At 29.5% G+C, this 8,504-nt stretch carries 7 protein-coding genes; 2 read left to right on the top strand and 5 right to left on the bottom strand.

All coding sequences use genetic code 11. The features are described 5' to 3' along the window. Window positions 1-187 (top strand): phosphatidylserine decarboxylase (locus tag SVN78_06470; protein MDY6821248.1); only part of this gene is annotated, 187 nt, incomplete at its 5' end. A gap of 1 nt (window position 188) precedes the next feature. Here the strand turns inward: SVN78_06470 and SVN78_06465 are convergent. From SVN78_06465 to SVN78_06455, 3 genes are read right to left on the bottom strand one after another with little or no spacing between them, the layout of a single operon-like run. Next, a complete protein-coding gene (locus SVN78_06465) occupies window positions 189-1,433 on the bottom strand; it encodes a glycosyltransferase family 4 protein (GenBank protein ID MDY6821247.1) in 1,245 nt (414 codons plus the stop codon). Beyond that, entirely contained in the window at window positions 1,426-2,709 is a 1,284-nt protein-coding gene (locus tag SVN78_06460; GenBank protein MDY6821246.1) for a glycosyltransferase family 4 protein, read from the bottom strand. The genes SVN78_06465 and SVN78_06460 overlap by 8 nt, the downstream gene beginning before the upstream one ends. 2 nt (window positions 2,710-2,711) lie before the next feature. Beyond that, a complete protein-coding gene (locus SVN78_06455; GenBank protein ID MDY6821245.1) occupies window positions 2,712-4,091 on the bottom strand; it encodes a mannose-1-phosphate guanylyltransferase/mannose-6-phosphate isomerase in 1,380 nt (459 codons plus the stop codon). A 126-nt stretch (window positions 4,092-4,217) separates the two neighbouring features. Between SVN78_06455 and SVN78_06450 the strand changes: the two genes are divergently transcribed. Next, complete coding sequence (locus SVN78_06450; GenBank protein ID MDY6821244.1) at window positions 4,218-5,552, top strand: sodium-dependent transporter; 1,335 nt, start codon at window positions 4,218-4,220, stop codon at window positions 5,550-5,552. Between the two features lie 52 nt (window positions 5,553-5,604). Here SVN78_06450 and SVN78_06445 read toward each other — a convergent pair whose 3' ends face one another. Both SVN78_06445 and SVN78_06440 read right to left on the bottom strand, forming a co-directional pair. Beyond that, on the bottom strand, window positions 5,605-6,996 hold the full coding sequence (locus SVN78_06445; protein ID MDY6821243.1) for a cytochrome B6: 1,392 nt from the start codon (window positions 6,994-6,996) through the stop codon (window positions 5,605-5,607). A gap of 88 nt (window positions 6,997-7,084) precedes the next feature. Continuing rightward, entirely contained in the window at window positions 7,085-8,284 is a 1,200-nt protein-coding gene (locus tag SVN78_06440) for a glycosyltransferase (GenBank protein MDY6821242.1), read from the bottom strand. Between the last annotated feature and the right edge of the window lie 220 nt (window positions 8,285-8,504).

Below are 8,504 nucleotides of genomic sequence, written 5' to 3'. Positions count from 1 at the left end.
AGTAGTTGCTCGAAGGGTTGTTTTTTATCCAGCAGTAGGAGATAAAATAACACAGGGACAGAAAATTGGTTTAATTAAATTTTCATCAAGGGTTGAGCACTATATACCTGATAATTTTAATATTTGTGTTAATATAAATGAAAAGACAAAAGGTGGTATTACAATTTTAGCAAAGAGAATAAACTAAACTAATCACCTACTATGCTCTTTAAATATGGATATAGCTTATATTTATATATATTATCCCAGGTATAATTATTAATTACATGTCTAAAAAAACGCCTAGTTGGCAAACTTTCCATATAATCAATTATTTTTTTAGCTATATGGCTAGGCTCCTCATTTAGATCAAAAAACAACGCATAGCCTTCTGCAATATGTCTAAAAGGTTCAATGTTTGAGCAAATAATAGGGAGTTTTATCATCCCAGCTTCAATTAAAGGTATACCAAAGCCTTCTTGTATTGAGGACATAATTAGTGCATCAGCGATAAGATATAAGTCTCTTATAATTGAAGTACTACTTAATAATAGTTTATTAAACTCATCTCTAAAGGAGGCTAAAACAAAGACATTCTCACCTACTGATAGTTCGTTGATTAAATTTTCAAGTTTTTTATGGTATTGTTTGGTACTTTTCTCATGAGGATCAAATGCACCAGTTACCAACAATTTTGTTTTTAAACCTTGATCAATTAAAGCCTTAGTGATCTTAATTGACAGCTCAATATTTTTTCTAGGATGTAATCTTGATGGTTGTACCATTATAAAATCTGTTTCATACAAATTGAGTTTCTCAATTATTTCTCTAGTTGTATCAGTTAGTTTAAAAAAACTTGATGGATCTATTCCGTTCTCTATTATTTTTATATTTTTATTAAAAAGTTTATTAAACTCTAATTGCCTGCTCTTAGAGATTGTTACATAGTGAATTTTTTCATTATACTTTTTCAAAATATTATAAGGCTCTCTATGATATTGCTCTGGGATACCTTTGTAAAAATATAATGAATCATGGCACCATGCTACTACCTTAATGATCTCATCATTTGATATCTCATGCAAAACATATGTTAATGGTAAATTATACCGCATAGTTAAAACATTATGCGCAATTAATATGTCATATTTTTTTAAATGGGCTAACAAGAATTGTTTAATCATATTTTTTATATAATTAAAATGTTCAATATCTTCTTTTCTATTTTTATATAATTCATTTTGCATTTTAATTATTTCATAATTCCTTGAACTCAATAAACTATTTGAAACAACAGGAACACTAGGGTCAAACTTTTCACCCTCTCCTACTATTATTTTAACCCTATGACCATATCTGCTTAAAATGGAAGCTTGATGTCTGACAACCTCTTCTACTCCTCCAACAATTGGTGGACAAGTATAGTGTAAAATAATTATTGATAGATTATTCATTGTTAAGCTGTTCTAGCTCAATATTTCTTATAATTTGTAAAAGGTAGTGTTCTAAGACCTCGAAAGAAAAATATGTTTTCCCCTTCTCAAAATTCTTTTCAACCATATTTAAATATTTTTCCCTATCCTCTAATATCTCATTAATTCGATTTATCTCTTTTGATGAGATAAAGCCGTTAAAATCAATCACATCAAAACCTTTTGGCTCTATATCTGCAATATAAATAGAATATCTATTAACGACTATTGGTTTTTTATTATATATAGTTTCCAAAAAAGCGTTACCAAAGCCTTCATAGCTTGATGGGTAAGTAACTAAGTCAGCACATTTATAAATTTGGTCAATTGTAAACTTTTTACTATTCTTACCATTTGCAACCTCTCTTTGAGTCCCAATAAGGTGATCAATATTTGCGATTCTAACATTTAACCTCTTAGCGTAATCAATAATTCTTTCATAATAAACATCTCCCTCATCCCCTGACGCATGGGATATTACAAGCACTTTATTTTTTATATTCATTAAGGAAACTATCTCTAGTGCCCTTTCAATCATTTTTCTTGGTACTATTCTTGTAGGTTGTAGTATAAATAAATCATTATCATTTAGACCACATGCTTCTCTAATTTCCTTACAATGTTCACATTCTAATGACGGAGGATTTGCAAAGTCATAAACATTATGTATTATGGTATTAGTAATACCTTTTCGATGAGACAATGCTTCACTAGCAAGGCTATTTATTACAACATGGGATATACTATTCAAGTTTGGAGGAAATGCTGCATCAAAATAGTCTTTTAGTGCTGTTACTAAATACCTTTCTCTCTCCCAGTAAAAATCATGGTGATGAGCTATAGTTGGAAATCCTGTTTCAGCTATAAATTCAGTTATTGCAAGCCCTAATGGAATATTCATAGGTATTGATAACGCATTTTCTACTATTATTAAATCAATATCAAACTTTTTAACAAATCTATATATCTGATCTTTAATATAATACTTTAATTTATCTATTTTTTTAGTTATTTGTATATCTCTTGTTCTTGTGCCAATACATTTATTATTGATTCCCTCAATATCTGGATGATTAAAATGAGCCTCTTCTACAATAAAGCTTTTATCCTCATCCATATCAGTAGAGCCAGCAAAATAAAAACAATTATAATTATTCCTTTCTAAAACATGTACCCATTTGTCTATTTCTAGAGAAACCCCATCAGTGCCTTCAATTCTGGTTGCTAAAATACCAATGTTTTTGATTTTTTTAGCCATATTTAAACCCTTCCATATTTATCTTCAAATCTTACAATATCATCCTCACCTAGATAGCTACCACATTGAACCTCAATAAAAGTCAAAGTTGCATCACCAGTATTTTCTATTGTATGCTTGGTATTTTTCTCAATAAATATTTTACTATTTTCTTTAACTTTTATTTTATCATTATTCAGAGTAACAACCCCCTCACCTTTTACAACTGTCCAATGTTCATCTCTATGTTTATGTAATTGCAAACTTAGTTTTTCACCTCTAAAAACCTCAATGCGTTTAACTTTAAAGTTTTCATCTTCATCTAAGACTTGATATGTTCCCCATGGTCTATAAACTTTAGTATGAAAATTTACTAATTCTTCATTATTATATTTAATATTATTAACAATATCCTTTACTTTTTGGCTAGAGCCACGCTTTGCAATTAACAAAGCATCAGGGGTATCAACAATCAATAAATCTTTCACATCTACAGCTGTAATCAATTTTTTAGAAGACTCATTATAGATTAGTGAATTAGAGGTATTATTTGTTAAAGCATTACCTTTAATTGCATTCCCTTCACTATCCTTTTCCTTTACTTCATAGACAGAATCCCACGAACCAATATCACTCCAATCTAATTCAGCAACTACACAAGCAGCCTTTTCTGTTTTTTCCATTATTGCATAATCTATTGATATATTAGTAAGCATCTTGTAATTGCTTAACATATAATCGTAGCCTTTGTTATATATACTAAAAATATTCTTTTCATAGGTTTCTAACTCTTCTTCAAAAACATATAATGGGAACATAAACATACCTGAATTCCAGTAATATTTATTATTTTTTATCAACTCTCTTGCCTTTTCATAAGAAGGCTTTTCAATAAATCTATTAATTTTATAGGTTTTATCTCTGATATTACTTCCAATTTCAATATATCCATAACCTGTGCTTGGTTTAGTTGGTTTGATTCCCATTGTAACTATATATCCCTCTTGCGCAGAAATTTCAGCCTTTTTGATAGTATCTATAAACTTCTCTTGTGGTTTTATTACATGGTCAGAAGGTGTAACAAAAATAATACTTTTTTCCTTTAGATCATATTTTTCCTTTAAGTACCTTACTGATAATGCAATAGCTGGCAATGTATTCCTCATAGATGGTTCATCTATAATATCAATGTTATTGAAATCTCTGCTCAAAAATCTATTTAATATAAACTTCTGCTCTCTATTTGTTGCAATTAACATATTATCAAAGTTGCCCAATCTCTCTAAAGTCTCAGAAATTAACGGTTTGTTACTAAATAACCTTAAAAATTGTTTTGGAAAGTTTTTTCTAGAAGCAGGCCATAACCTTGTCCCCTGCCCCCCTGCTAATACTATTATATGCATAGACCCTCTTTTATTTTTTAGTAAATTATATTATAAAATAAAAACAAAAATTCAATAATGAATTTTTTGTAATATGACATATTGGTATTTTTGTGTTAAATTTAAATAATTAACCAATAGAGGATTATGAAAAAGAAAAGAGCTGAGTTTTCAAATTTTTTTGGGTTTGTCTTAGTTTCTGCTGGCTCATCTATAGGTTTGGGAAATATTTGGAGATTCCCTTACCTAACAGGAGTCTCTGGTGGTGGTATATTTGTGTTAATCTATGCTATTACAATGTTTACAATAGGCGTATCAATATTGCTTGTTGAATTTATTATAGGTAGACATGGTAGAGCAAATGCAGTTAAGAGTTATGAAAAATTTAATAGTAAATTTAAGTATTTAGGCTATTTAAATGTATTTACTTCTTTTATAATATTATCTTTTTATTCTGTTGTTGGTGGTTTTACTATTTATTATTTTATTAATTCCCTAACTGGCAATATAGTTAATACAGACATAAACTATAGTGAATTTTTTAATAATTTTGTTACTGATCCATATAGTATAATATTTTGCACTTTTTTGTTTCTCTTCTTCACAATATTTATTGTAATACAAGGGATAAATAAAGGTATTGAGCGATATAGCAGAATTATGATGTCCATTATGTTTATTCTTATAATTATTTTAATGTTTCGTTCATTAACACTTGAAAATGCCATAGAAGGGATAAAATGGTACTTAAAACCTAACTTCTCTATGATAAATAAAACAACAATCTTAGCAGCATTGGGTCAAGTATTTTTTACTCTCTCTGTTGGACTATCAACAATGCTTACCTATAGTTCTTATCTATCAAAAAAAGAATACCTACCTAAAGCTGCAGCAATGGTTGCATTTTTGGATTTTTTTATATCGATTATATCGGGTTTTATAATTTTTCCTGCTGTATTTTCTTTCGGATTAAACCCAGCCTCAGGTGTAAATTTAGTTTTTATAACCTTACCAGAGGTTTTCTCTGCTATGCCAGTAGGTATTATATTTTCAATACTTTTCTTCTTATTCCTCACATTTGCCTCAATAACATCATCAATCTCTATGATGGAGGTCGCTATAACCTATTTTACTGAAACTTTTAATATTAATAGAAGAAGAATATCTCTTTTTTATGGTCTAGCAGTATTTTTACTCTCAATTCCAGCGGCACTTAGTTTTAATGTTTTAGGTGAGCTTAAAGTCTTAGGCCTAAACATCTTTGATCTATTTGAATATTTTTGTGCCAATATATCACTACCACTTGGTGGATTAATGTGTGCAATACTCGTTGGATGGTTTTCAAATAAAAAACAAATCTATAATCTCTACTCAAATGAGGGGGTTTATAAAGCTGACTTATTTATATTTTGGTACAACTTAGTAAAATATGTCGTACCACCTATAATTATTTTGATATGGATTAATTCAATATTTATATAAAAGAAAAATAGGAGGCTTAAGCCTCCTATTTATTAATTTTGTAAAAATTAAATTATAGACATCTCAAAAAAGCTACTAAATCACTTTTCTCGCTTTTTGTTAGTTTAAGTTCTAATATCAAATTAAAAAACTCTACAGTATCTTCAATTGTAAGCAATCTACCATCATGTAAATATGGCGGAGAATCTTTAAGCCCTCTAAGTGGAAAGTTTTTAATTAAGCCTTCAGCAGAAGCTTTTTTACCATTATATGATGTATCTTTATAAAATCTCTCTACTTTTAGATCATACATAAGGTTATCAGTATAAAATGGTGGGGTATGACACTTAGAGCATTCCGCCTTTCCAAAAAAGAGCTCCTGACCCCTCAATTCAGCGGGAGTTGCCTTTTCTTTTATTAATTTACCATAAACATTTAGTTTAGGAGCTGGGGGGAAATCTAAAATCTCTTGAAACTCTGCCATTGCATGTACCTGACTTCCCCTTTCAAGTACATTTACTCCCTTTTTTGTTGCTATAACTATATCACCATCAAAATAGGCCCCTCTTTGCTCAAATTCAGTAAAATCTTCTACACTTTTTAAAGCTCTTTTAGAACCAAATAGCCGTTGTATATTAACCCCTCTTAACGTTGGGGTGTCAATTCTCATTCTATATGGATGGGGTCTAACTGATTGCTCTAAGTGGAAAGCCCCATTTGTATGCCCATTTGCATGACAATCAAAACATGCAACTCCTCTTGAAGGTTCTTTTGATTTTCTATCATCAGTCATATTAAATTCTTGTTGTGGAAAGGCAGTAACTAACAATCGCAAGCCTTCCAATTGTTTTGGCGTTAATATATCTTTAAATAATCTATAATAATTTTTAATTGTCACTAATTCACCTTTAGACACATCACCTAAATCTGGTCTTGTAGTCAAGTAGATCGCAGGTGGGAATTCAGGCAAAAAATGTTCTGGTATATCATACTCAATATCAAAACGTGACAAATCACGCCCTTCTTGTTTCTTGATTTCATCAATTTGCATTTGAGGATATACTTGCCCTCCTGCTTCATGTTTTGCATGTGGTAGCGGCAAAAAACCTTTAGGGAACAAACCTTTTTCCTTTATTTCCTCTGGAGTCATTTTAGATAACTCTTCAAAGCTTTTCACACCCTTTGGAAGCTTTACCCTAACGCCAGTTTGTATAGGCTTACCTCTAGACATGGTGATGTCTTTTGAAGGTATATTTGAAAGATCATAGCGTTCATTAAGTAATTTTTTCTGTCTTTGCATATAATATTTTTTTTCTGCACTCAGCTTCTTATAAGCCTTTTCAAAATCTACAGTTGGCACAGAAGTAAAACCACTTTTAACTTCATCAGCTTTTAAATAACTAGTTGATAACATCAAACATATTGATACTAACATTGTTACAAACAAAAGTTTAATTTTAATCATAATTTTCTCCAAACATTTTTTGACTTTTAATAAAGCCTATAATAATTATAATTTAAAAATAAATTAAATGCAATTAAACTATATTTTATTATTTAAAATTATCTGCTATTTGAACAGAAAATCCTTTTTTATTATAGTATTGTTTATCTCCAACTTTTTCATATACCTTAGTTAAATTAAAGAAAAATCTGTTAAATTCATATTTTTCGGCTACCTCTCTGTGCATTAGAAGTTTATCTTTTTCTGTAAATTCATTACCTAATAATTCTTCAGCCTTTTCTGCAATTGAATAGGCTTTTCTATCTTTTATAAGACAATTAGCATCATTTATTATCTCATCTAAACCACTGTTTTTAAATCCTATTACTCTTAGCCCACAAGCTTTTGCCTCTAATACACTTAAACCAAAAGTCTCCTCAACACCACCATGAACAAATAGATCTGCTGCTGAATAATACCTTCTAAGTTTATTTTTATCTTTTATATAGTATATATGTATTATATTAGGATTATTTCTGCTAATATTATCTAAAACCTTACTTAATTCTCCATCACCAATAAAGAGAAAGTATACTTTAAATTTCTCTATTAAACGTGGTAATTCTGCTAACATTTTTATGTTTTTTTCTCTAGCAATACGTCCAACATATAATAACAATTTTGCCTCTTTAGGTAAGCCTAATTCTCTAAAAACATCTATTTTACAATCTTCTGGGTAAAACAATTTAGTATTGATTCCAAAAGGCATCTTATGAGTATTATTTATACCACAACTCTTTAGTTTTTCTTGGGAATGATTTGTAGTGACAATAGTAGCATTCATTTTGCTATAAATATTTTTAATATATAGAGAAACAAGTTGCTCCAACACTGGGCCAAACAATGAAGGGAAAAATTTTATACAAGTTCTCTTAACCGCACTGATTATATCAGAATGATAGAAACCAATAAGGGGTATATTATATTTATCTTTAATATATAGTGATATTAACGCAGTAATATAGGGGTCATTAACTTCTATTAGGTCAGGTTTTTCATAGGATATTATATTTAATATCTTCCTCAATTTTACAAATAATCGATAACTTTTAGAAAAGGGTATCCTTGGTGACTTTATATAATATTCAACTGTATTTTTGTATCTTAAAACCTTATCCTCCTTCCATGGTACTATTAAAATATGTTCAAAATCTGGTTTATCTAATAAATAGCTTTTTTTATCTTCAATATAAGTCTTTATACCACCACTTATAGGGCTATAAAGTTGTGTAATATCACAAATTTTCATTAATTATATGATAATATTTATAATTAATGTTATTGTCATAAAATTGTGAGAAAAATGTAAATTTGAATTTATTTCAATCCTCTGACTTCGCAAGTCAGATTTTCCGCGTACACACGCCATTTCCAGACTTATCCCCCATCCTCTGACTTCGCAAGTCAGATTTTCCCCGTATTTAAGCCATCACAGCTATTTTACCCAATCCTCTGACTTCGCAAGTCAG

This window comes from Deferribacterota bacterium (assembly GCA_034189185.1).
In the GTDB taxonomy this organism is placed as follows: Bacteria; Chrysiogenota; Deferribacteres; order Deferribacterales; family UBA228; genus UBA228.
This window is presented reverse-complemented; position numbering and strand designations above follow the sequence as displayed.